This window comes from Actinobaculum sp. 313, from assembly GCF_003073475.1.
GTDB lineage: Bacteria > Actinomycetota > Actinomycetes > Actinomycetales > Actinomycetaceae > Asp313.
Window position 1 is genome coordinate 1,448,828 of the sequence record NZ_CP029033.1, and the last position, 21,086, is coordinate 1,469,913.

Annotated in this window: 21 protein-coding genes and 1 pseudogene; 7 read left to right on the forward strand and 15 right to left on the reverse strand. The window is 59.5% G+C overall.

Annotated features, from left to right (window positions below):
• Nucleotides 1–119 precede the first annotated feature (119 nt).
• The 7 genes from DDD63_RS12450 to DDD63_RS06295 all read right to left on the reverse strand — a co-directional run bounded on the left by DDD63_RS12450 (nt 120) and on the right by DDD63_RS06295 (nt 7,336).
• A complete protein-coding gene (locus DDD63_RS12450; protein ID WP_205647205.1) occupies nt 120–749 on the reverse strand; it encodes a zinc-binding dehydrogenase in 630 nt (209 codons plus the stop codon).
• Nucleotides 734–1,144, reverse strand: a complete 411-nt coding sequence (locus DDD63_RS12455) for an alcohol dehydrogenase catalytic domain-containing protein (protein ID WP_205647206.1) — start codon at nt 1,142–1,144, stop codon at nt 734–736. Before DDD63_RS12455 ends, DDD63_RS12450 begins: the two co-directional genes overlap by 16 nt.
• Entirely contained in the window at nt 1,144–2,526 is a 1,383-nt protein-coding gene (locus tag DDD63_RS06275) for an MFS transporter (RefSeq protein WP_108715649.1), read from the reverse strand. Before DDD63_RS06275 ends, DDD63_RS12455 begins: the two co-directional genes overlap by 1 nt.
• A gap of 361 nt (nt 2,527–2,887) precedes the next feature.
• Nucleotides 2,888–3,994 (reverse strand): sugar kinase, encoded by a 1,107-nt coding sequence (locus DDD63_RS06280; protein WP_108715650.1) that lies wholly within the window; start codon nt 3,992–3,994, stop codon nt 2,888–2,890.
• Nucleotides 3,991–4,638, reverse strand: coding sequence for a bifunctional 4-hydroxy-2-oxoglutarate aldolase/2-dehydro-3-deoxy-phosphogluconate aldolase (eda, locus tag DDD63_RS06285; protein WP_164505479.1), 648 nt, complete (start codon nt 4,636–4,638; stop codon nt 3,991–3,993). Before eda ends, DDD63_RS06280 begins: the two co-directional genes overlap by 4 nt.
• A gap of 2 nt (nt 4,639–4,640) precedes the next feature.
• A complete protein-coding gene (locus DDD63_RS06290; protein WP_108715651.1) occupies nt 4,641–5,720 on the reverse strand; it encodes a mannonate dehydratase in 1,080 nt (359 codons plus the stop codon).
• A 2-nt stretch (nt 5,721–5,722) separates the two neighbouring features.
• Nucleotides 5,723–7,336 carry a mannitol dehydrogenase family protein gene (locus DDD63_RS06295; protein WP_108715652.1) on the reverse strand — a complete coding sequence of 538 codons (1,614 nt, stop codon included), beginning with the start codon at nt 7,334–7,336 and terminating at the stop codon, nt 5,723–5,725.
• A 310-nt stretch (nt 7,337–7,646) separates the two neighbouring features.
• Here DDD63_RS06295 and DDD63_RS06300 point away from each other — a divergent pair, with 310 nt between their 5' ends.
• The 3 genes from DDD63_RS06300 (at nt 7,647) to DDD63_RS06310 (ending at nt 9,761) form a co-directional block, all read left to right on the forward strand.
• Nucleotides 7,647–8,441, forward strand: a complete 795-nt coding sequence (locus DDD63_RS06300; RefSeq protein ID WP_164505480.1) for an IclR family transcriptional regulator — start codon at nt 7,647–7,649, stop codon at nt 8,439–8,441.
• A 45-nt stretch (nt 8,442–8,486) separates the two neighbouring features.
• Complete coding sequence (locus tag DDD63_RS06305) at nt 8,487–9,017, forward strand: YbhB/YbcL family Raf kinase inhibitor-like protein (RefSeq protein ID WP_108715654.1); 531 nt, start codon at nt 8,487–8,489, stop codon at nt 9,015–9,017.
• Between the two features lie 270 nt (nt 9,018–9,287).
• Nucleotides 9,288–9,761 (forward strand): tRNA (cytidine(34)-2'-O)-methyltransferase, encoded by a 474-nt coding sequence (locus tag DDD63_RS06310; protein WP_205647207.1) that lies wholly within the window; start codon nt 9,288–9,290, stop codon nt 9,759–9,761.
• A 77-nt stretch (nt 9,762–9,838) separates the two neighbouring features.
• On the opposite strand, the gene DDD63_RS06315 is transcribed toward DDD63_RS06310, so the two are convergent.
• The 6 genes and pseudogenes from DDD63_RS06315 to glgA all read right to left on the reverse strand — a co-directional run bounded on the left by DDD63_RS06315 (nt 9,839) and on the right by glgA (nt 15,085).
• On the reverse strand, nt 9,839–10,135 hold the full coding sequence (locus tag DDD63_RS06315; RefSeq protein WP_108715656.1) for a helix-turn-helix transcriptional regulator: 297 nt from the start codon (nt 10,133–10,135) through the stop codon (nt 9,839–9,841).
• A gap of 79 nt (nt 10,136–10,214) precedes the next feature.
• Nucleotides 10,215–11,075 carry an RNA methyltransferase gene (locus tag DDD63_RS06320; RefSeq protein ID WP_108715657.1) on the reverse strand — a complete coding sequence of 287 codons (861 nt, stop codon included), beginning with the start codon at nt 11,073–11,075 and terminating at the stop codon, nt 10,215–10,217.
• Between the two features lie 129 nt (nt 11,076–11,204).
• Nucleotides 11,205–12,425: an SPFH domain-containing protein gene (locus tag DDD63_RS06325; RefSeq protein ID WP_108715658.1), complete on the reverse strand. Its 1,221-nt coding sequence runs from the start codon at nt 12,423–12,425 to the stop codon at nt 11,205–11,207.
• A gap of 9 nt (nt 12,426–12,434) precedes the next feature.
• The gene (locus DDD63_RS06330) at nt 12,435–12,905 is read right to left on the reverse strand and encodes an NfeD family protein (RefSeq protein WP_108715659.1); all 471 of its coding nucleotides are present in this window, start codon (nt 12,903–12,905) and stop codon (nt 12,435–12,437) included.
• A gap of 111 nt (nt 12,906–13,016) precedes the next feature.
• Nucleotides 13,017–13,802: an ABC transporter ATP-binding protein gene (locus tag DDD63_RS06335; RefSeq protein WP_108715660.1), complete on the reverse strand. Its 786-nt coding sequence runs from the start codon at nt 13,800–13,802 to the stop codon at nt 13,017–13,019.
• A gap of 45 nt (nt 13,803–13,847) precedes the next feature.
• Nucleotides 13,848–15,085 (reverse strand): annotated as a pseudogene (gene glgA / locus DDD63_RS06340) (glycogen synthase).
• A 144-nt stretch (nt 15,086–15,229) separates the two neighbouring features.
• Here glgA and glgC point away from each other — a divergent pair.
• The 4 genes from glgC to DDD63_RS13360 all read left to right on the forward strand — a co-directional run bounded on the left by glgC (nt 15,230) and on the right by DDD63_RS13360 (nt 18,928).
• On the forward strand, nt 15,230–16,480 hold the full coding sequence (gene glgC / locus DDD63_RS06345) for a glucose-1-phosphate adenylyltransferase (protein ID WP_108715661.1): 1,251 nt from the start codon (nt 15,230–15,232) through the stop codon (nt 16,478–16,480).
• A gap of 65 nt (nt 16,481–16,545) precedes the next feature.
• Complete coding sequence (gene serB / locus DDD63_RS06350; RefSeq protein ID WP_240611192.1) at nt 16,546–17,496, forward strand: phosphoserine phosphatase SerB; 951 nt, start codon at nt 16,546–16,548, stop codon at nt 17,494–17,496.
• Nucleotides 17,497–17,638: 142 nt separating this feature from the next.
• Entirely contained in the window at nt 17,639–18,466 is an 828-nt protein-coding gene (locus tag DDD63_RS06355) for a MerR family transcriptional regulator (protein ID WP_108715662.1), read from the forward strand.
• Between the two features lie 327 nt (nt 18,467–18,793).
• On the forward strand, nt 18,794–18,928 hold the full coding sequence (locus DDD63_RS13360; protein WP_346426247.1) for a DUF6767 domain-containing protein: 135 nt from the start codon (nt 18,794–18,796) through the stop codon (nt 18,926–18,928).
• Here the strand turns inward: DDD63_RS13360 and DDD63_RS06365 are convergent.
• Together DDD63_RS06365 and abc-f are read right to left on the reverse strand one after the other, a co-directional pair.
• Nucleotides 18,897–19,394, reverse strand: coding sequence for a histidine phosphatase family protein (locus DDD63_RS06365; protein WP_108715663.1), 498 nt, complete (start codon nt 19,392–19,394; stop codon nt 18,897–18,899). The two genes, DDD63_RS13360 and DDD63_RS06365, sit on opposite strands and share 32 nt — an antisense overlap.
• The gene (gene abc-f, locus DDD63_RS06370; protein WP_108715664.1) at nt 19,394–21,007 is read right to left on the reverse strand and encodes a ribosomal protection-like ABC-F family protein; all 1,614 of its coding nucleotides are present in this window, start codon (nt 21,005–21,007) and stop codon (nt 19,394–19,396) included. The genes DDD63_RS06365 and abc-f overlap by 1 nt, the downstream gene beginning before the upstream one ends.
• Nucleotides 21,008–21,086 lie beyond the last annotated feature (79 nt).

Sequence of the window (21,086 nt, forward strand, 5' to 3'; positions counted from 1 at the left end):
AAAATTGGTCCGGGTAACACATGCATACCGCACACGCCGATGGCCGCAGGCAGTTCCCGGCGGAGCTACCTGCGGCCACAAAATTACGGGTACGCCGCTTGTCCGGCGCAGCATAACCGTCAGCTCAGTTTGAGGAGAACTTTCGACGATCCAGTAGATCGATCCCCGGCGGTTTCAAATGCTTCAAGCGCATCTTCTATATCGAAGGTATGCGTCAGCAGCGGCTCTACATTCAAGCCATCTGCCGTGGCCGCAATCGCATCCGTAATCTCATCAGAGAAACGGTAGGAGCCAACGTAGTCAATCTCCCGCGTTACCAATTGCCCCAGCGCTACAGGCACTTCGCCCGTTGGGAGATTGCCTACCTGCACAAACCGTCCACCGCGTACCACGGATAGAAAAACATCGCCCAGTGCGCGCGGAGCTCCAGAAGCATCGAAAGCAATATCGACATCAACCGGTAGCTCCTGGCCCGCCGACCGGTCAAGCACATGGTCCGCTCCAAGTTGTTCGGCGATACTAAGAGCCGTCGGCGATAGATCGGCCGCCCACACTTCAGCCGCGCCAGCATGCTTTGCTGCAGCAACTACCAGCGATCCTATTGGACCCGCGCCATTGACCAGGATGCGTTTACCCCGCACACCCCCGGCACGCCCAACCGCATGTATCGCCACACCAAGCGGTTCCGCAACCGCCCCATGCCGCGTAGAAACATTCTCCGGCAAGGGGCGAATCATTTCCGCACGCACCACACGATAGGTGGAAAAACCGCCCTGCTCGTGCGGTAGAAAAGCAGCCGAACCGAAATAACGGACCTCAGGCCACAGATTGTCTCTCCCCGCAGATGCGCGGGAACATGATACTCCCCCACTGGTGTTGCGGGATTCACCGTCACAGCCTGCCCAAGTTCCAAGCCCGCTACACCGTCGCCAAGCTGGTCAATCCGACCTGCCACCTCGTGCCCAAGCACCAGCGGCTCCCGGAGAATGGCGGTGCCGGACGCACCGTGTTTCCAATACGCGAGGTCGGATCCACAAATCCCGCCATACTCCATTTTGATACGAACCTGGCCGGGACCGGCTTGGGGGTCTTCGATTTCAGTGACGCGCAGGTCACCTGCGCCATAGACAGTTACAGCTTTCATTATGCAGCATCCTTTGGATCGGTAAGGTCTCGTCCCGTCGTGTCCGGCATGAATACGGAGGAGAGGAAGGTCGAAGCAGAGTAGAACACCATCAAGCAAGCCAATGGAATCCACGACTTCGTAACTTCCACCAGTGTCGCGGCAACGAATGGCCCCATTCCCGCCGTGATGAGGTTCGGAATCTCTTTGGACAGCGCCAGCGCCTCGTAACGTCGTTGCGAGCCAAACATCTCCGCCATGGTGATGTTCTCAAGCGAGAAGAAGGCAAGCACCGACAAGTTGTGCAACGCAATATAACTGACGTAGAAGGTCAGGCTGCCCGGCTCCTGCGAAACAATAACGTGGAATAGTGGGAAGGCAAGAATCATTGCGCTGACCGTAATAGTGCGGTAGATAGCGCGTCGTCCGAATCGGTCTCCCAACAGACCAATCAGCGGAACCGTGACAAACCCAACCAGAGACGAGTAGATTACGACATTTGTGGCAACGGAACGCGGGAAGAGCAAGAAATCGACGATGAAGGAGACCAGGTAGGTCTGAATCATGCCGGAATTACCCGACTGGCCGAATCGTAGGAAGAAAGCAAACCAGAATGCCTTACCCGAGATCTTCGCCGTCGGCCTGACAACAACTTTCTCCAGATCCTTCTTTTTCTCCGGAATGGGCTGGTCATAGGCTTCCAGCAGCTCCTCCTGCGTCGCCTCGTAAACCGGAGTCTCCTTCAAATGAATTCTGATCCACACAGCAGCTACCATCACCAGCACCGAGCCGAGGAAGGGGATTCTCCATCCCCACGCAATAAGAGCCTCCTCCGACATAACTGCCACAAGGACTCCCCATACGGCCGATGCGAATAGCGTGCCGCAGTTCGTTCCAAGGGCAACCAGGGACGAGATAACTCCGCGATGCCTAGTTGGCGCATACTCCGCCAGCATGACCGCCGCGCCTGAGATCTCCGCACCGGCACCGAAGCCCTGCACCAGACGCAGGATGACGAGCAACAGCGGTGCAAGGAAGCCGACCTGGTTATAGGTTGGCAGGCAGCCAATAAGCGTGGTGGCCACACCCATCATCGTGATGGTGATGAAGAGGACTTGTTTACGTCCGACCCTGTCACCGAGTCGGCCGAAGTACCACGCTCCGACTGGACGTGCGAAGTATCCCACGCCATAGACGGCCATCGATGCCATAACGGCAACACCGGTACTTCCTTCCGGGAAGAACAAATCCTTGAACACCAGCGCAGCGGCTAACGAATAGAGCTGGAAATCCATGAATTCGAGCGCCGTTCCAAGCCACCCCGACATCGCCGCTTTGACCAAGTCGACGGTCGTTCGCTCGGCAAGCGGAGCCTTCGTCGGCTCGCTCACTGTTTCAGACATACGTTGTCTCCTTAACGTGCAGTCGCGCGGATCGCGCGAACTCTTTTCTGCTGCGGCGGAACCGCCATCCGGACCCTGCGATGTGGGACGGCAGCCTCGTATCACCGTCGCCCTACGGTTCGTGATCCGGAGTTCTCTCCGCCTGCCAAACAGATCGATTGAATCAATCCATGCTGAACAGATGTTCAGCTTAGATAAACACAGCGCTATACCGCGGGAATGAAGGAACCTTCCCCACACTCCCTTGGTAACGCGGCTAGATTGGTGGTTTCAGTTGTGTTGTTATACCTGTGTTAGTTCAGCTACCGCAGTGGTCGACTGCGCGCAGTTGGTATAGGCCGCCGGTAGCCGTGCATTTTTCTTACCGTTGAACCCGTGCACCTCCACCTGCCACTAGTCGCTCCACCTCATCCAACGATGCCATCGAGGTATCCCCGGGCGTCGTCATGGCCAGCGCACCGTGAGCCGCACCGTAGTCGACTGCGACGGTGACGTCGTCGAACTCCATCAGACCGTAGATCAGGCCGGAGGCGAAGGAGTCACCACCTCCAACGCGATCAAGAATCTCCAGATCATTGCGTTGCAGCGCCTGCGCGAAACCTTCCTTACGCGACCACGCGATAGCACCCCAGTCGTTAACGGATGCCGTTTTCACCGCGCGTAGAGTCGTGCCAACAACCTGAAGGTTCGGGTAGGACGCCGATACACGCTCAATCATTTCCTGGAAAGACGCGACGGGAAGCACAGACAGATTCTCATCCATTCCTTCCACCTCAAAGCCAAGCGCTGCGGTAAAGTCCTCCTCATTGCCGATCATCACGTCAACGTACGGCGCCAGCTCGCGGTTGACCTCCTGCGCCTTGGCCTGACCTCCAATTGACTGCCACAGTGACGGGCGATAGTTCAGATCGTAAGACACAGCGGTTCCGTAGCGTTTGGCAGCGCGCATCGCGGCCTTCGCCACCGCGGCCGTTGTTTCGGACAGCGCGGCGAAAATACCGCCCGTATGCAGCCAGCGCACACCCAGTTCGCCGAAAAGATAGTCCCAATCCACGCTGCTGGCATCCATCTGTGAAACTGCCGTGTTTCCACGATCAGAGCAGCCGACCGCTCCACGGACACCAAAACCTCGTTCGGTGAAATTAAGCCCATTGCGCACCGAGCGGCCGACGCCATCGGAAGGTACCCACTGGATGAAACGCGTATCGAGGCCGGAGGCGAGAATGAGGTTTTCCGCCAAAGCTCCTACCTCGTCACGCACGAGAGCGGTTACGATTGCTCCCTTCTTTCCAAAGCAGCGACGCAGCCCGCGCGCGACGTTGTATTCCCCTCCTCCCTCGTAGACATCGAAAGACCGTGCGGTGCGAATCCGTCCTTCCCCGGGATCAAGCCGCAGCATGACCTCTCCCAGAGCCACAATGTCATATGCGCAATCTACTGCCGGGCGCAGCGTAAGCCCGGTACTCATCTCTCACCCCTAGCAATCGCAATCGCCTGTGCCGAAAGGGCCGTTATCTCATCAAACTTGTGCTGTGCCACCATTGACCGGGTGATCATCCAGGAGCCACCGACCGAAGGGATAAAGGGCTGCTCCAGCCACTCAGTCATATTCGCGGCGCTAATGCCACCCGTGGGAAGGAATCGCACCTGCGGGAAAGGCGCCGAGAACGCCTTGAGTACCGGCAGACCTCCCATAGCTTGAGCGGGGAAGAACTTCACCGTCGTCATACCGGCATCGAGAATTGCAATGATCTCCGTTGGGGTTGCTCCTCCAGGTACGAACGGTATGTTCTGCGCCCGCGCGACCTGCGCAACCTCGGCAGAGAAGCCGGGCGAGACCAGGAAGGTGGCGCCGCGCGCAATTGCAGCCTCAGCCTGCACCGCGTGGATCACGGTCCCCGCTCCGACGGTCAGACCCTCTACCTGCCGCATTGCCTCGATAGCTGCGGCTGCCCCTTCGGTGCGGAAGGTCACCTCGGCACAGTGAATACCGCCGGCTACAAGTGCCTGGCCGGCAGCGAGGGCATCGCGCGGGTCATCGATAACAACAACGGGAACTACCGGATTTGCCGCCAGGAGTTCAGCGATCTGTTCTTCGCGCGTATCTTGCACGCCTAGTCACGCCCCTTAATCTTGGAAATTGCTTCGTACAATCCGTTCAGGTAGACCGCACCCATCGCCCGGTCATACAACGGATATCCCGGTCGCCCGGTCTCACCCCAGACCATGCGGCCATGGTCGGGCCGGACATACACATCCGGGCACGTGTCATGAATCGCCTCCATAATTGCTTCCATATCCAGCGAGCCGTCGGAGGAGAGATGCGCCGCCTCTTGGAAGTGTTTTTCGCCCAGATGCCGCACATTACGCACATGCGCAGCCGCTATGCGCCCGCGTTCACCGAATTCACGGAAGATGGTCGGCACATCATTGGATGGATTGGAGCCCAGCGACCCCGAACATACGCACAGTGAGTTCGCGGGCGAATCGACTAGACGGACAATCTTGTCGAGGTCGTCACGCGAGTTACATATGCGCGGGATTCCAAACAGTTCCCAGGCCGGATCGTCAGGGTGCACCGCCATACGGATCCCGACTTTTTCGCAGGTGGGAATGATTCCCTCCAGGAAGTAGCGATAGTTTTCACGCAGGTCGTCGGCGGAAATACTCTCGTATTGGGCAAGTACCGATTCCAGCTGCGAGAGCCGCTCCGGCTCCCAGCCGGGCAATGTGAATCCCCCTGACCCGGCGGCAGTGCGGGCGACGATCTCCGCCGGCGTCATTCCTTCCACGTCGGCGTGGTTGTAATAGAGACAGGTGGAGCCGTCCTCGTTTTCGTGGTAGAGCTCGGTGCGCAGCCAGTCGAATACCGGCATGAAGTTGTAGATCACGACTCGAATGCCGTATTCAGCCAAGTTTTTCAGGGTCTGACAGTAATTCGCAATGTACTGGTCGCGGGAAGGTTTGCCGAGTTTGATCTCTTCGTGCACATTAACCGATTCGATCACCTCGCACTCCAGGCCGGAGGCGTTGACCTGTGCAACCAGCTTTTGGATCGCCTCGCTCGCCCATACCTCTCCGGCTGCGTACTGGTTGAGCACGCCCATTATGCCGCTCATACCGGGAATCTGCCGGATGTACTGCAATGGAATGGGATCATAGGCTTCGCCGTACCAGCGAAATGTCATTTTCATGACTACTCACTCTCCTTATTGAGAACCTCAGCGAGAACAGCCCGGACTGCTCCCGGTCCGGCGATGAGTCGGCTGAAGTAGTTTTCGACTTTCGCCGCGAGCGGGGTTTCATACAGATCGACGGCGAAGATCTCCGCGTTTGCGAGGATGGGGTTGAGCGCCTCGTGCACATCAATGTGGTCGCCCAGTGCAATATGCGACACATGTGCTTGCAGCTCTTCCAGGAGCGGATCGGAAGAGGGCGTGAAGGGCGCGCCGTCGTCGGCAATCCCCATGAGGTAACGGCACCAAAGTGCGAATACCAGCGGAATGACTTCCAGTTGCTCCAGGCCAAGCCCACGCTCGAGGTATCGTTTGATCGTCTCACCGAAGCGGATAGGAAGCTTCTGGGACGTGTCCATGGCGATACGCGCCGGATCGTCAGGGAGATACCGGTTGGGAAAACGAACAGTTTCCACTTCTGTTAAGAAGTCCGCCGGGCTTACGATTCCCGGATCGACGACGACGGGCAGACCCTCGCTCCATCCCAGACGATGGACGAGTTCCGCCAGCAGCGGATCACGCATCTCCGCGTCAATCGTTGGAAAACGGAGTAGGCAGCCCGTCACTGCCAATGCCGTGTGCAAGGGATTGAGGCATGTGGTCACCTTCATATGCTCAAAGGCGTCGCATACCTCGCGACTGACCATTTGCACGCCGTATTCCTCGAAAGGTGGCCGCTGCGCCGCAAAATTGTCCTCGATAACAAGGTACTGAGCCGACTCTGTATTCACGAAGCCGGCAACCGGAGTTTGGCCCGCGGTCACGAGTCCCATGTCGGAAAAGCCAAGCTCGGCAAGGTCATCGGCCACCGACTGATTCGGCAGCGGTGTGATTTTGTCAATCACCGAGATGGGGAAAGCGACACGGCTGCCATCGCGTACCCAGGCCACGAACTCGGGCGATACTGCGCCTCGCTCCGCCCAGCCGCCGATAATGGTGAAAATGGCGTCCCGCAGCTTGTCGCCATTGTGGCTGAAGTTATCGCAGGACAGCAAGGTGATCGGCGGTCCCCCGGCCTCCCATCGGCGCAGCAAGAGGGTAGCGAGAAGCGCCATGGCATGCGACTGCTGCTGGTGAGGATCCGCAGTTATGGCGTGACGCGCAGCCGCGGCAAGATCGCCGGAAGAGTCACGCACTGCGTACCCCTTCTCCGTAATTGTGAGGGACACAAGAGTGACCTCCTCCCGCACCGCTACCTCCATCAAACGTTCGAAATCGGCTATCCGACTCGCGGCTAGTGCCTCGCCCATACCTGCAATCACATCGAGACTGCGCGTACCGTCGGGATTGAGGGTCACGCCGAGTGTCATCAGATCGTGCGGCGCCAATTGGAGATCTAATTTCGCAGCATCTCGCGGCACAACCGCCGTGATGGGCCATCGCTTCCCATCGGCAATCATGGAGTGTGCGATCTTTGCAATGAAGACCCGGAAGATATTTCCGGGGCCAAGATGTACCCAGCGGGGTGTTTCCCTTCCGGATGCCTGCATCTGTGCAACGTCGAAGGTCGGCACGGAAATACCCGCCGTCGCATAATCTGTGCCTTGTTTCAGCCCAGCGATACTGAGTTCCATACGGTCACCATTGAACCTGTCTACCTAGCGTTTACGATAGCAAAACGCTCGTTTGTCTTTTCAATACAATCATCCACACTTCGCGGTAAAGGCGATACCTCAGCAGAGGCTTTGTGGGCCATCCCACAAAATTGCCGTGAGCCGTGCACGAGCCCCTATCGTGCCCACGGCGATACGGACCATTGGAACCATGAGGAGCGAACGCGATCACTCGGCCCGCCGGGGCCGCAGTAGCGCCGATTAGGGACGGAGCAGCCCGTGTACCCAGCTTGGATAATTTGTCATATTCACACACGGTAAAATGCCGTTCATGGCAAGTACGAAACAGTTGGCGAGCGTTGCGCGAGCATTGACCATCCTTGAATACCTCGCCAGAGGAACCAACGATGGCATACCACTGACCACAATTGCCAAGGACCTGAAGATTAACAAGGCGACAGCCCACTCCACTCTCGCAACGTTGCGCGAGCGGGAATGGGTGGAGCAGGTGCCATCCACCGGCCACTACCGGCTCGGCGAGGGAATTCGTCCCCTCGCCGAGTACCGTACCGCCCGGCAACGTATCGTCGACGATCTTCACCCATCACTTGTTGCCATCTCGCGCCGTTTCAATGAGCTCGTGCACCTGGGCGCACTGAAGGGCCAGCACATCGTCTATCTCGATAAGGTAGAACCCGACCGCGCCATCCGCGTCGTCTCAAAGATTGGCCGCGAGGCCAGCGCCGTACGCACGAGTCTCGGCCGAGCACTAATCGCCAGCCAACCACAACGCGAAGAGAGCCTGCCCTGGTACATGTCCGACCTAGACCTGCAGTCATCTTCGCCTGAACGCAAGACCGATATTGAGCGAGCCGTTCGCGAGAACTTCCTCCGTTTCGACAACCTGGGATGGACAGAGGACATTGGCGAATTCGAAGACGGAATTGCCTGTGTCGCAATCCCGATAACGATCAACGGCAGCACGGATATTGCCATCTCCATTTCCACCCCGATCGAACGCATGAGTGAGAAACAGCGCCCGCTCTTCGCCCGTGGAATGGCGGAGGAGATCGCAAAACTACCGACTTCGGCCGCTGTCAGTGTCCCCGCCGCTCTCATCGTGTAGAAACAAGCGATTGCCGTCCTTGCGTTGAGCGACTACGGTAAAGACATGGATCTTTCACGACCAATGGCGCCCGATCCCTATGAGATTCTTCCCGCCTTCCCTGCCTTCACTCTCGCAAGTGCGGATCTTGAAGATGGTGCACCTATGCCACCGTTGTATGCCGGTGTGGGAGACAACATTTCGCCACAGTTGAGCTGGTCAGGATTCCCTGCTCACACTCGCGGCTTCACCCTCAATTGCTTCGATCCGGATGCTCCGACACCCGCCGGATATTGGCACTGGACTGTCATTGATCTCGATGCCGAGACAACCTCGTTGCGACGCGGGGCGGGTACCTCCGATCTGGCTTTGCCCGGCGATGCCCATCACGTGCGCAACGACAGCAACACGCTCTCATACACGGGTGCCGCTCCGCCGCCCGGTGATCGTCCACACCGCTACATCTTCGCCGTCCACGCGCTAGATGTGCCAAGCCTGGGACTCAACCCGCAGGAAGCCACCGCGACGGCCGTTGCCTTCCAGACACTCTTCCACACCATCGCGCGAGCGCGCCTTACCGTAACCTTCCAACGCTAAACGGGCTCAGGTACGCCGCCCCAACGGGGCGATACGCGACTTCGGCGTGCAGGCGCTTAGCCGCACTTCCAACACTAGCTTCAATCAGCTCGGAACGTGGGCCAGCATACCCGTGCCTTGCCTGTACACCTAGAGGATGAAGCCCGTGCCTTGCCTGGGCGCCTAGAGGATGAATATGCGGCACTCTCTGCCCGAGGATTCCCGTTTCGCCAGCACGGCTTCTCGCGCGCCGCATACCGTCAGCTGCCTTGACGCCGTTAAGCTATGGGCGTGTTTCATATCGTCTTCTACGAACCCCGAATCCCCGGAAATACTGGCGCCGCGATCCGACTTGCCGCTTGCACCGGTTCCACTCTTCACCTCATTGAGCCGCTTGGTTTTGACTTCTCTGACACGCATCTGAAACGGGCCGGTCTCGACTACCACGATCTCGCCAATGTTCATATTCATCGAGACTTCGATGCATTTCTCGGCACCGTTGTACCCGCGCGTGTCTTTGCCTTCACCGGCCACACCAGCAACAACTTCGCCGCGGCGTCCTACCAGCCGGGTGATGCGCTCCTATTCGGCCCTGAACCAAGCGGACTGCCCGCGCGGATCATCAGCCATCCCACGATAACGCAGGCGGTGCGAATTCCCATGTTGCCCGGTCTTCGTTCGCTCAACCTGACAAACTCCGCATCGATAGCTGTATACGAGGCATGGAAGCAAAACGGCTACGCGGGCGCATCCGATTTCTCTTGATACGATGCCGAGCTCGCACCCGAAGTTCACCGCGCGCCGGTGGCCTCCGCTGGCATATGCCACACAGCGGCGCGCTTCTAGAACCAGGAGGTTCCAGATCCACCCTCGTACGCCTCTGCAACCGGCCCCAGCAACTCGTCAACCGGTATCTCAAGCGCTTCCGCCAGACGCAGCAGAGTAAAGAACCGCGGGTTAGCCGCCTTATTCGAATGCCGATCAGAACGCGCCGCCTCCATAAGCTGATAGTGCCCGCGGTCTATACCTGCGCGCAACGCAACTTCCTCTTGTGATAGTCCGAGTTCCCGCCGACGGCGCCGCAAAGCTTCCGCCAGCACCGACGCGAAATACCTTTCAAGAGGGGAGGACTCAGCCATACCCCTAGCTTCAGAGGGTAAACCCCTCTATGACGACGGGGTATACCCCGCTGACCAGCACTTTTTCATTCTCCGCACCTCACGCCGACCGGCGATAGCGCAGTTCCCAACAGGCAACGGCACTGGCAGCAGCCACGTTGAGCGAGTCGACGTCTCCTGCCATGGGAATAGTCACGCGGTAGTCGGCATGCCCTATTGTCGACTTGCGTAGGCCTGCACCTTCGGTTCCTAGAATCAGCGCCAGGCGAGAATCGGCCCCCGAGCAACGGGGAAGCGCAGCGAAGTCATCCAACGGCACGGCATCCTCATCCAGCGCCAGCGCCGCGGTAACAAAGCCGACCTCGTGCAGCCGCGCCATGGAATGCGGCCAGTCCGCAATTCGTGTCCACGGGACTTGAAACACCGTCCCCATCGACACTCGCACCGATCTCCGGTAGAGGGGGTCGGCGCAATCGTTCGTCACAAGCACCGAATCCACACCGAGCGCGGCCGCAGAGCGGAAGATCGCTCCGACGTTCGTGTGATCGACGAGGCCTTCCAAAACGACAATGCGATGTGCGCCGTCGTCGCCAACACGCCGCAGGAGCTGCAATGGATCTTCCAGCGGCGGTCGATTCATACAGGCCAGCGCGCCTCGATGGAGGTGAAAACCGACTATCTGCTCCAGCTCGTGTTCTTCCGCCACAAAAATCGGGGTCGCACCGCCGTCGGGCGCACCCGTGGCCTTCTCAATAGCCGGAATCAGGTCGGGAAGCCACCGCGTTGCGGTGAGAAAGGAACGCGGCACATGACCAGCGGCAATGGCGCGGACAATCACCTTGGTGGACTCGGCGACATATAGACCATGCGCCGTCTCCAAGCGGCGTCGTAGAGCCACATCGGTTAAACCGGTGTAGTCGACCAGTCGTTCATCATTCAGATCACGAACGCTTACAAGCACGCACTCAGCCTGCCACGCTCCGTTCAGCCGCTCAAATGTGCACACGTGTGCTTGAAACGCACACAGTCGCGTCGTCGCCCAGAAGGGGCCGGAACGAATGACATCGCTCCGGCCCCATGGCGTGTACGTCTACCGCTGCAGCGGGTTTCCTCCGCCGAGCGGATCGTTCGGATCGAACGGCGGTATCGGAGGCTCCGGGGCATCCGGGCCGCTCGGCAAGTTCGGACGTTGTCCGGCTTCGGAAGCAGGATTGAACGGCTCACCGGCGGCAATAACCGACGCATCAGCCTCGTCCGCAGCCTTGCTCACCGCGCCCTTCGCATCTGCCAACGCTTCATCGATATCGGGCAGAGCAGTCTCTGCCAGCGACTCCGCAATATCGGCAGCGCCTTCAGCGTCAACATGACCAGGTCCCTCGCCATCGGCGTCACCGCCGAAGCCACGGGACACTGCCTGCAGCGCCGCCGTAAGCTCTGTCGGAAGGATCCACAACTTCGAGGAACTCGAGTTTGCGATCTGCGGCAGAGTCTTCAGGTACTCGTAGGAGAGCAACTTGGAATCCACATTGCCACGGTGAATAGCCTCGAAGACCTGCAAAATAGCCTTCGATTCACCTTGCGCCCGCAGGATGGTGGACTGCGCCTGACCTTCTGCCCGCAAAACGGCCGACTGTTTCTCACCCTCAGCGGTAACAATCTGCGACTGCTTCTCACCCTCGGCTCGGAGAATAGCGGATTGCTTCTCACCCTCGGCCGTCAGAATCGCAGCGCGCTTGTCACGCTCGGCCTTCATCTGCTGTTCCATCGCTCCCTGCACGGTCGGCGGCGGATCAATAGCCTTCAACTCAACACGTGACACCCGGATTCCCCACCGTCCGGTGGCTTCGTCCAGCACGCCACGAAGCTGTCCATTGATCTGATCCCGTCCGGTGAGTGCCTGCTCCATGTCCATGGTGCCGATGATGTTACGGAGAGTGGTCACGGCCAGCTGTTCAATAGCCGTCATTGGATCGGCGATCTCGTAAGTCGCGGCCTCCGGAACCGTCACCTGATAGTAAATAACCGTGTCGATCGACACATTGATATTGTCAGACGTGATCACCGGCTGCGGTGGGAAAGGCACCACTTGCTCACGCATATCAATGCGCTGGCGAGCCGAATCAAGGAACGGCACCAGGAAGTGCAGGCCAGGCTGCAACGTCTTGTGGTACCGGCCAAGCCTCTCAACGATTACCGTATAGCCCTGATGCACCATAAGCACCGCGCGGAATGCGGCGATCACGACGAGGACGAGTAGCAGAATCAAAACCAAAAGGAAGAAACTTCCCGCCGGGTTCTCGCTGAAATTCATGTAACTCCTTTACCTAGTCTCGTTGTTCTCCGGTGTCGGCCGCCCGCTTCCCGTTGCGTCCGCATGTGTGGCCACAACCGCGACGACGCCATCGATTGCCAAGACGACGACATCCGTGCCCCGTTCAATCCGTTCGCCGTTGGTGCGTGCAGACCAGACGTCACCGCCGATCTTCACACGACCCGCGCGTTCGTCCACATCCGTCACCGTATGCGCTGACCTCCCGACTTGCGCGTATACATTCCCCGCTGCTGCGCCCCGCGGATTAATGTGCCGCTTTGCCCAAGGACGTGCGAAGAAGACCAACAGGGCCGCCACTACGGAGAACATGATGATCTGCCATACCAGCTCACCGGTGAAGGCAGCGAGAATCGCTGTGGCAAGGGCCGCTCCGCCAAACATGAGGAAGGTGAAGTCGACCGTGAATGTCTCGATGATGACGCATGCGAGAGCGATAATGCCCCAAATTTCCCAACTCATGGGTACTCCCTTCTCGAGTGGCACTGTCAATCGGACCCAGTCTAACCGCCTTCGGTGACAACAGCAGCCCCAGGCCCTGGGGAGTAATCCCCAAGAGAACTCACTGCGTGACTACACGTTTGCCCGGGCGCTGAAACGACCGCCGTCACGCGCAACAGTCAGCGGTATTCCAAACAGCGCACTCAGGTTAGCGGAGGTTAAGATCTCTTCGATAGGCCCGGCTGCGAAAAGACGACCATCTGCTAACAGCATGACATGCGTGAAACCCTGTGGAATATCCTCCACATGATGGGTGACGAGCACCGTGGCGGGAGAAAAAGGATCTCCTGCCAACGCTGTCAGTGTTAGCAGCAGCGACTCACGTCCACCCAGGTCCAGCCCGGATGCAGGTTCATCAAGTACTAGGACTTCCGGGTTGGGCATGAGTGCGCGCGCAATGCCGACTCGTTTCCGCTCCCCCGATGACAACGTGGCGAAACTGCGATCCGCCAGCGCGGCTACGCCGAGTTCGCCTAGCAACTTTTCGGCGCGCCGCGTGTCCTCCTCATCGTACTGTTCCCGCCACCGTGCCAGATTCCCATAAGCAGCGGTTTGCACTACATCCAGCACCTTCTCTCCCGGAGGAATGCGCTGGTCCAGGGCGGCGGATGTCAGTCCCACCAGTGGACGTAGTTCACGCAGATCAACGCCTCCCAAACGCTCCCCGATAATCGCAACCTGGCCCCGCGTGGGATGCATCCGCCCGGAAATGAGTTGGACAACGGTTGTCTTTCCCGCACCGTTAGGGCCGAGGATCACCCAGTGCTCTCCCGCATTCACATCCCAGGTCAAACCGTCAACAATATTCCGGCCGCCACGGCGCACCGCAACGTCACGTAATGTGAGAACGTCCCCCATGGTCCTAAGCCTACCGGCTCCCTGCCCGCGCTTGGCGATCAGACCTCATAGACCAGCGATGATGTCGTCATAGAACTGGACCGTTGCATCTGCAATCGACTCCCAGGAGAATTCCTCTTCTACCCGACGCCGACCGGCGAGGCCCATCTGCCGCGCCCGCTGCCGATCAGAACACATGTCTTCCAGCGCCGCCGCCAGGTCGGCCTCGAATTTGTCGGGGTTCAGGGGGTTCCGGTACCGTCGTTCAGCTGCTCGATGGGCACGAGGGTGCCCGTTACGCCGTCGTCAATGCAATCGGGGATTCCGCCGGTCGCCGTACCGACCACAGGCAAGCCGACCGCCATAGCCTCCAGATTGACAATTCCCAGCGGCTCGTAAATCGACGGTGTCACAAAGGTGGTCGAGCACGATTCAAGTTGAATGACACGCCGCCGCGGTAAGTGATCTTCGATCCACACCACGCCGGAGCGACGCGCCTGCAAGTCTTCAACCAGCTCGCGAGTCTCGGCCGCAATTTCCGGTGTATCGGGAGCACCGGCGCATAGGACTACCTGAATCTCGGGCGATACCTTGCCGAGTGCCCGCACCAGACCGGGCACACCCTTTTGCCTGGTGATGCGCCCAACGAAGACGATTGTCGGCTTGTCCGGGTCCAACCCGTAGGAGGCGAAATACTCCCGTGCTGCCGCGATTTCCTCCTCCGTTTTCGGGGTCTGCCAACTGTCCAAATCGATGCCATTACGAATAACGCGCACACGCTTGGGATTAATCTCCGGATAGCAGCGCAGAATATCGTCGCGCATCGCACTGGAGACGGCGACAATCCCGGCAGCGGCTTCATAGGCCGTCTTCTCCGCCCAGGAGGATAGGTTATACCCACCGGCCAACTGCTCACGCTTCCAAGGACGCAAGGGTTCCAGAGAATGGGCCGAGATGACATGCGGGACCTCATATAACAAGGCTCCGAGATGACCGGCCATATTCGCATACCAGGTGTGCGAATGAACGATATCTGCCCCCTGGCAATCCTGAGCCATCTGGAGGTCAACGCCTAGTGTACGGATCGCCGCATTTGCGCTATCGAGCGACTGCGGGTAGTCGTAGCCGTGCAGCGTCACCAATGCCGGAACTTTGTCGGCTTCGTCGGCACCGCGCGGCCCATCGAAGGAACGCACATGAACTTCAGCCCGGCTGGCAAGTACTCGGGACAGTTCGGTGACATGAACACCTGCGCCTCCGTATACATGAGGCGGGTATTCGCGGGTAAGCAGATCAACGCGCATAAGTTCTATTCCTTCCTTGTTCCGGGGCGTCGTCGCCGAGGTAGGTAGGACTACTCTACCGCGCTCCGGCACCACGTTCGCAGACCTCTCTACATTACGTGAGAATGACGTGCGATTCATCACTTTTTCGCATAAGCTGGCTATATGAAAGCAAACCCGCAAGTTCTCTCCATTGTTCTCGCCGGAGGTGAAGGTAAGAGGCTCATGCCGCTTACGCAGGACCGCGCGAAGCCTGCAGTACCTTTCGGTGGGATCTACCGCCTCATTGACTTTGCTCTGAGCAACATCGTCAACTCCGGATATCTGAAGATCGTGGTGCTTACGCAATACAAGTCCCATTCGCTTGACCGCCATATCTCGCGCACATGGCGCATGTCCAACCTGCTCGGGAACTACATCGCGCCGGTGCCCGCGCAGCAGCGAATGGGAAAGAACTGGTACCTCGGCTCCGCTGACGCCATTTACCAGTCGTTGAACGTCTTCGATGACGAACACCCCGATATTGTTCTCGTCACCGGTGCCGACAACATCTATCGCATGGATTTCTCGCAGATGGTGGAGCAGCACATCGACTCCGGATTCGACCTGACCGTCGCCGGCATTCGGCAGCCGCTCTCCCTGGCGCCGTCGTTCGGCGTTATCAATACTGATGCTCAGAATCCGCTGAAGGTGGCGGAATTCTTAGAGAAACCACAAGACACCACCGGCCTTGGTCTGCCGGATGCACCCGACCAGTTCCTCGCCTCCATGGGCAACTACGTCTTCAACGCCGAAGCGCTACGAGAAGTCCTTGTCGCCGACGCGGAAGACGAGTCCTCCAAGCACGATATGGGCGGCTCGATCGTTCCTCTGTTCGTGGACGACGGAAACTGCGGCGTTTACGACTTCACCTTCAATGACGTGCCGGGGGCTAGTGATCGCGACCGTAACTACTGGCGCGATGTGGGAACGATTGACGCCTACTATGAAGCCAATATGGATCTCATCTCGGTCAGCCCAGTGTTCAACCTGTATAACAACCGCTGGCCGCTACTGACCGGTTATACCGGGCTTCCGCCGGCCAAGTTCGTGTACGGCCACCACGAGCGCCTCGGCCACGCGCTCGACTCGATCATCTCACCCGGCGTTATCGTCTCCGGCGGCGAAGTGATCGGTTCGGTGCTTTCACCGGGAGTGCGCATCAATTCCTGGTCGTCTGTGCGCGAATCCGTCCTGCTCGACGGCGTTAACGTGGGGCGCAATGCCACCGTGGTGCGATCCATCATTGACAAGTACGTGACGATCGACGAGGGTGCACAGCTGGGTGTCAACCATGATCACGACCGTGCACGTGGCTTCTATGTTTCGGACGGCGGCGTGACCGTGGTGCCGAAGGGCGCCCACGTCACCGCCTAGCGGACACCGGACTCATTTTCCGACTATCTTCATACCGGGGCGGCGCGGACACATACACTGCTGTTATGTCCGACGTCGTCCCGGTTCGGTTTTCGCTCGCATCCTTGCGGCCCTTGCCGCACGGCTTGCTCACGCATACGCGTCACGCCTTCACACAGGCCTTTGGCGGCGCCGTTGAGAGTGCGCCACGATCTGCAGGCCTGTACACACGGAGTTTCACAACGACGGCGCCATTGCCGGAGGACCTGGACGAAGTACGCTCCCGGCTGCGCGGGCCCGCCATTGCGCTGGGCGTGGACTGTGCCCTGCTTACCGGCCCGCTCGCCGTGCACGGGCCACGCATGATTGTTACCGATGTCGATTCCACCTTCATCCAGGGCGAAGTCATCGAGATGCTGGCTGCGGCTGCCGGTACGGCGAGCATGGTCCGCGAGATCACGACACGTGCCATGCGCGGAGAATTAGATTTCGCCCAGTCACTACGCGAACGGGTGGCAACCCTGGCCGGCCTACCTGACTCCGTATTCTCTGACATCGCTGCGGGTGTTGACCTGACCGCAGGGGCAGCTGAAACCGTTCGAGTGGTCCACACTCAGGGCGGATACTTCGGCTTGGTGTCCGGTGGTTTTCACGAAGTGGTAGATCGTGTTGCTGAGCCACTCGGCATCGACAAGGTACTCGCGAACCGCCTGGAGGTCAGCGACGGGCTCCTTACCGGGCATACACGGGGACCGGTTATCGATCGAGCGGCGAAAGCCGAGGCCCTCACCGCCTGGGCGGACGAGTTCGCGATTCCCCTGGAACAGGTGGTTGCGGTAGGCGACGGCGCCAATGATCTCGACATGATGCGAATCGCCGGACTCTCGGTGGCATTCTGTGCCAAACCCGTCGTACTCGAAGAGGCCGATGCTGCCATCACCATCCCTCGACTTGACATGTTGCTCGCCTTACTCGGTTGGGACACCGACTCCGCTGAGTCTTCTTCCTCCACGCCTCGTGACACGCGCGCCGAGTAGCGGCTCGACCGCCACATGCGCATAAGCCCGGCAAGTCCACAACCACGCCCTGCATCAACGGTTCAAAGCCACATGCGGTATCGCCTGAGCCGGTCGATGCCGCATTTGACCCTGCCACAATGTCAGACCCCATACTGGGGCCATGGCCGAAACCACGAGACTCATGACGATTGGCGAGTTCAGCAACCTGACTCGTCTGTCCGTGCGGATGCTGCGTCACTATGACGCTCATGGCGTTCTGATACCCGCCGATGTGGATCCGTGGACCGGATACCGTCGCTATGCTCCACATCAACTGCAGGATGCGGTCGACGTGCGCAATCTACGCGACGTCGGGTTCGGCGTTTCCGCCATCTCAGCTCTCCTCGCCGCCCGCGGAACCCCGGCATGGTCGTCCGCGTTGGAACTCCAACGCGAGACCCTGCTCGGGGAGACGCGCGCCGCCCAGGCTCGGCTGACTCTTATCAACCGACTAATCGAAGGAGAATCTACCATGTCCATTACTATCGAGCGCCGGGTTATTCCCGCCATGACGATCGTGGCCCTCCGGGGCATCGTTCCGACCTATGCCGATGAGGGTCTGCTATGGCAGCGGATGATGCCGGAGATCACCCGGCAGGGCTTGCAGGCCACTGGTCCGTGCGGTGTTATCGAGCATCACGACGAATACATCGAACACGATGTCGACGAGGAGATCTTCCTCCCGATCGCGCCCGGAACCGAAGTTGCTCCACCGTTAGTGGTGCATGATCTGCCGGAGAGGGACTGCCTTGTTGCACGTGTGGTCGGTCCCTATGATCAAATCACGCAGGCGCATGATCTGATCGCTGACCGCCTCGCCAACGACGGGCTGGTTCCTCTCGCCGACGGCACGCTGGCCGCCCGTGCATTCAATCTTTACCTCAATATGCCCGACTCCGTGCCAGCGGAGGAGCTTATAACGGAGGTCTATATGCCGCTACACGGCTGAAAGGGGGTACGCAGCTGAAATCTGATGCCATTGTGTGACCGATAGTGCGAGAGCCCGTGCACCAAGCGGCCCGACACGCACACCGCCGCTATATTCGATGCTGGTGACCGTTCGTGCCGTGCTGGCCGCCGGGCTCTCGCCCCGCTCGCAGAGTCCTCGCAGCACACAGAATCCTCGCATCACACTCGACAAGAGCGAATCGGTGACCTTCTAAATTGGATACGCTGACCGAGAATAATCGTGCCTCCACACGTGCGCGACGGCGTGCCAATATGCCGCAGTGTCCTCCTGCGTTACGGTGAGCCCTGCACACTGTGTCAGGCCTATGTGACCGGCCCGGAGGATTGCCAGACGGTTGCTTTGGTCATGTCCGACCCGGATTTGAAAGCCGAATTGCGCGCGGACGCTCCCCTGGCTCCGGTCCCCGCCGCTATCGGGTTAGAGGGGCGCGCAGCGCACTGACCATGCGCACACTGGAGCGATCGACCTCACTCCACTGCGGCGCCTCCCCCACCGCAGCCATTGCCGTGGAGAATCCAACTCCCAACTGCGAGGCAATCGGTGAGGTGGGCGCCGTTAGAAGGCGGGTCGTCAGCGATATTGTCGGCTCGTGACCGATAACCAGCAGGGTGCTCACCTCGCTCGGAACTCGCCGGATTTGCTCCAGAACCCCGGTCCAGTCGCACACGTACAGACTCCGTTCTTCCAGCATCCTCGCAATAGGTAAGCCGCCGGAGAGCAGGGCACGCGCTGTTTGCCGCGTACGGGTCGCGGCGGAAACAATTGCCAAGTCCACCGCCGAAACCCGAGCGACGAGTGCCGCGGCCTGCCTGGTGGCCTGTTCACGCCCAGCACCGCTGAGCGGTCGGTCGTAATCATGTCCACCCCGTTCGGCCTGTGCATGGCGCATGAGAATCAGAGTGTTCATCAGGACAATCCAATCAGGTCGAGATAGTCATCCGACCACAGGTCCTCGTCGCCGTCGGGCAGGATGAGCACCCGTTCGGGGCGCAACGCTTGAACCGCGCCCTCGTCGTGTGTCACCAGTACGACCGCGCCCTTGTACCGCGTCAATGCCGAAAGAATCTCGGTGCGCGATGCAGGATCGAGGTTATTTGTCGGTTCGTCGAGTAACAGGACATTCGCAGCCGAGACCACCAGCATCGCCAGGGCGAGGCGTGTTTTCTCCCCTCCCGATAGCACGCTCGCCGGTTTGGCGGCATCATCACCCGAAAACAGGAACGAACCGAGGATGGAACGCGCCTGGGTATCGTCGAGTTCCGGAGCAACACGCCGCAGATTCTCCTCCACGGTCTGCGCGCTCTCGATAGTTTCGTGTTCCTGCGCGTAGTAGCCGATTTTCAGACCGTGCCCGGCGATCACCTGCCCGGTATCCGGATCTTCAATATCCGCAAGCAGTCGCAGCAGAGTTGTTTTACCCGCTCCGTTCAGTCCGAGTACAACAACGCGACTGCCCCGGTCAATAGCGAGGTCAACTCCGGAGAACACCTCGAGTGAACCATACGATTTCGATAGCCCCTGCGCCGTCAGCGGTGTGCGGCCGCAGGCGGCCGGCTCCGGGAAACGTAGATGTGCCACCTTGTCCGCCTTGCGCGCATCTTCCAATCCTTCCAACATCTTCTCCGCCCGGCGTGCCATATTCTGTGCCGCAACCGCCTTGGTCGCCTTGTACCGCATCTTGTCCGCCTGTGCCAGTAATGCGCTCGCTTTCTTCTGGGCGTTCGCCCGCTCCCGACGGCGGCGGCGCTCATCCGTTTCGCGCTGCTGGAGGTAATCCGACCATCCCATGTTGTACACGTCCAGAGCCGCCCGATTGGCATCCAGGTGCCATACCGTGGTCACCGTGTCTTCCAATAGTTCAACCGAGTGGGAGATCACCACGAAGCCGCCGCGGTAGTTCCGCAAGTATTCACGCAGCCACACAATCGAATCGTGATCGAGGTGGTTGGTCGGCTCGTCGAGCAGGAGCGTCTGTGCCTGCGAGAACAGGATACGTGCCAACTCGACCCGGCGGCGTTGCCCACCCGATAGTGTGCCCAGTTGTTGATCGAGCACGCGACCGGGCAGTCCCAGCGAAGCGGCCATCTGCGCCGCCTCCGCATTGGCAGCCCACCCGCCGGCGTTCGTGAACTCCTGGTCGAGGCGCACGTAACGTTCCATCGCCTTGACCTGCCGGGCGCCGCTCAGCGTCGACATGTCATGTTCAGCCTTCTGGATACGTCGGATGGTCGCGTCAATGCCACGAACGGAGAGAATACGGTCGCGCGCCAACTGATCGGCGTCACCGGTGTGCGTGTCCTGCGGCAGGTAGCCAATCTCGCCGGAGCGTGTGATGGTCCCGGTGTATTCGATGACATCCGACGTGACGCCTTCGCCTGCCAGAAGCCGTGTTAACGTCGTCTTCCCGGCACCGTTACGGCCCACCAGGCCAATCCGCATTCCCTTATCGACGCGGAAATTGGCGTTACCGAGCAGCTCACGGGTGCCGATGCGCATGGTCAGGTTCTGGGCGTTGATCACCCCATTAGCCTACTGAGAAGCACGTGGCTCGGCATTTCCGCCGCGTGTGACGTGCATTCCGCACGGATTCTTCTAAGTA

What these genes read in the sequence shown, in the direction of transcription:
- DDD63_RS12455 (WP_205647206.1), bottom strand. Translation starts at nt 1,144, where the DNA reads ATGAAAGCTGTAACTGTCTATGGCGCAGGTGACCTGCGCGTCACTGAA.
- DDD63_RS06275 (WP_108715649.1), bottom strand. Translation starts at nt 2,526, where the DNA reads ATGTCTGAAACAGTGAGCGAGCCGACGAAGGCTCCGCTTGCCGAGCGA.
- DDD63_RS06280 (WP_108715650.1), bottom strand. Translation starts at nt 3,994, where the DNA reads ATGAGTACCGGGCTTACGCTGCGCCCGGCAGTAGATTGCGCATATGAC.
- DDD63_RS06290 (WP_108715651.1), bottom strand. Translation starts at nt 5,720, where the DNA reads ATGAAAATGACATTTCGCTGGTACGGCGAAGCCTATGATCCCATTCCA.
- DDD63_RS06295 (WP_108715652.1), bottom strand. Translation starts at nt 7,336, where the DNA reads ATGGAACTCAGTATCGCTGGGCTGAAACAAGGCACAGATTATGCGACG.
- DDD63_RS06300 (WP_164505480.1), top strand. Translation starts at nt 7,647, where the DNA reads ATGGCAAGTACGAAACAGTTGGCGAGCGTTGCGCGAGCATTGACCATC.
- DDD63_RS06305 (WP_108715654.1), top strand. Translation starts at nt 8,487, where the DNA reads ATGGATCTTTCACGACCAATGGCGCCCGATCCCTATGAGATTCTTCCC.
- DDD63_RS06315 (WP_108715656.1), bottom strand. Translation starts at nt 10,135, where the DNA reads ATGGCTGAGTCCTCCCCTCTTGAAAGGTATTTCGCGTCGGTGCTGGCG.
- DDD63_RS06325 (WP_108715658.1), bottom strand. Translation starts at nt 12,425, where the DNA reads ATGAATTTCAGCGAGAACCCGGCGGGAAGTTTCTTCCTTTTGGTTTTG.
- DDD63_RS06330 (WP_108715659.1), bottom strand. Translation starts at nt 12,905, where the DNA reads ATGAGTTGGGAAATTTGGGGCATTATCGCTCTCGCATGCGTCATCATC.
- DDD63_RS06335 (WP_108715660.1), bottom strand. Translation starts at nt 13,802, where the DNA reads ATGGGGGACGTTCTCACATTACGTGACGTTGCGGTGCGCCGTGGCGGC.
- glgC (WP_108715661.1), top strand. Translation starts at nt 15,230, where the DNA reads ATGAAAGCAAACCCGCAAGTTCTCTCCATTGTTCTCGCCGGAGGTGAA.
- serB (WP_240611192.1), top strand. Translation starts at nt 16,546, where the DNA reads ATGTCCGACGTCGTCCCGGTTCGGTTTTCGCTCGCATCCTTGCGGCCC.
- DDD63_RS06355 (WP_108715662.1), top strand. Translation starts at nt 17,639, where the DNA reads ATGGCCGAAACCACGAGACTCATGACGATTGGCGAGTTCAGCAACCTG.
- DDD63_RS06365 (WP_108715663.1), bottom strand. Translation starts at nt 19,394, where the DNA reads ATGAACACTCTGATTCTCATGCGCCATGCACAGGCCGAACGGGGTGGA.